We start from the raw sequence: 1,178 nt of genomic DNA on the forward strand, positions 1-1,178 counted from the left end.
CAGAAAAAAGGGAATCCTGCTGATTGACTCATCCTTACTTTTTGCTCACTCAAAAAGTAAAAAGAATATTAGCCTTTGGATTCCTTCCCTGCCTGTGCGGGCGAGCCGCGGGGGTATTAACCCTACTATATGAAATAAAATTCTGCCGAAGGCAGACTATATTTTTATGAAAGATTTAGGGTATAATGAGGAAGATGCTAAGAAGGACAAGAAAGTTATACAATGTTTCTTTAGTGACGAGGCGGGAAAATGAGTAATTTTCAAGAAAAGATTAGTTTTATCTGGGACCTGGCAGATTTGTTGAGAGGTGTATATAAAAGAAACGAATATCAAAAAATAATCCTTCCTTTTACTGTTCTTAAACGATTTGATTGTGCTTTAAGTAGTTCCAAAAAGGCGGTTCTTGAAACTCACAACAAATATAAAGGTCAGTTTGAAAATATGGAGCCTGTTCTTTTAAATGCTACAAAGGATAAAAAATGGGAATCCACTCGGATTTTATAATTATTCAGAATACGATTTTAAAGCGTTACTTGAAGACCCAGAACATATTGAGCAGAACTTAATGCATTACCTTGATCGTTTTACGGAATGGAGTTATTGTCAAATGTTGTGGATTCATCCAGCGTACCCTTCTTTTCCATCCCTTAAACAACCTTTAATAATTCTCCATTTATAAATCTCTTACCTTCCATAATAAGATGAATAAGATTATATCTTTTTATCCTGTGCCATCTCTTTTCTGCCTCTTTTATAAGTTTAAATACCATGGTAAGTGTTGCTATTCTGGAACCACAGCCCTTTGTTCTTTTTGTTCTCAACCTTACTGTAGCAAATGTTGATTCTATAGGATTGGTTGTTCTTATATGTATCCAGTGAGGTGCAGGAAAATCATAGAATGTAAACAAAACATCCTTGTCTTTTCTTAAACATTCTACAGCTTTAGGATATTTATCTCCATACAATTTGATAAATTCATGGTATGCCTTTAATGCTTTTTCCTTGCTCTCCGCCATATACATATCTTTAATCCTGCTCTTTACCTTTGATTGCATACTCTTGGGTAGTTTCTCTAATATATTCTGGGTTTTATGTACCCAGCATCTCTGCTCTTTTGTTTCCGGGAATACTTCCCTTAAGGCTGCCCAGAAGCCCAGACCGCCATCACCTACGGCAAG

Annotated in this window: 2 protein-coding genes; one reads left to right on the forward strand and one right to left on the reverse strand. The window is 35.9% G+C overall.

Translation table 11 applies throughout. The annotated features are described in order from the left end of the window. Window positions 1-249 precede the first annotated feature (249 nt). The gene (locus tag J7J10_05435) at window positions 250-504 is read left to right on the forward strand and encodes a type I restriction-modification system subunit M N-terminal domain-containing protein (GenBank protein MCD6130373.1); all 255 of its coding nucleotides are present in this window, start codon (window positions 250-252) and stop codon (window positions 502-504) included. A 143-nt stretch (window positions 505-647) separates the two neighbouring features. On the opposite strand, the gene J7J10_05440 is transcribed toward J7J10_05435, so the two are convergent. Then, window positions 648-1,178, reverse strand: a 531-nt coding sequence (locus tag J7J10_05440) for a transposase (GenBank protein ID MCD6130374.1), incomplete at its 5' end; no start/stop codon positions are given.

It is taken from the genome of Deltaproteobacteria bacterium (assembly GCA_021159305.1).
Classification (GTDB): Bacteria; Campylobacterota_A; Desulfurellia; order JAGGSF01; family JAGGSF01; genus JAGGSF01.